Below are 252 nucleotides of genomic sequence, written 5' to 3' on the forward strand. Positions count from 1 at the left end.
GCTTTAAGCTGTCCTCCATATACTGATAAGCATCGTGATATGCCCAATAAGGCAATGTTTTTGACGCTGTGCTCTGCTTTGTGGCAAGCACTTCTTTATCCAGTCGCTGGGCAAATTTTTGCGCATTGGTATGATAGAGCTTTTTATACTCAGGATTGGCATGGCTATGAATCACCGCCAGCGCACGGGTGATGGCTTTGGCATTTTGAGGATCGAGCCAAATATGTGGGTCTAGGGTACCAGCGATAGGCT

The 252-nt window shown here is 46.8% G+C and carries 1 protein-coding gene; it reads right to left on the reverse strand.

Features of this window, described 5'->3' with window-relative positions:
* Window positions 1-252 (reverse strand): metal ABC transporter solute-binding protein, Zn/Mn family (locus AAEY62_RS23630; protein WP_350636896.1); only part of this gene is annotated, 252 nt, incomplete at both ends.

Origin of the sequence: Pseudoalteromonas sp. GW168-MNA-CIBAN-0100 (assembly GCF_040309225.1) — a bacterium.
Classification (GTDB): Bacteria; Pseudomonadota; Gammaproteobacteria; order Enterobacterales; family Alteromonadaceae; genus Pseudoalteromonas; species Pseudoalteromonas arctica.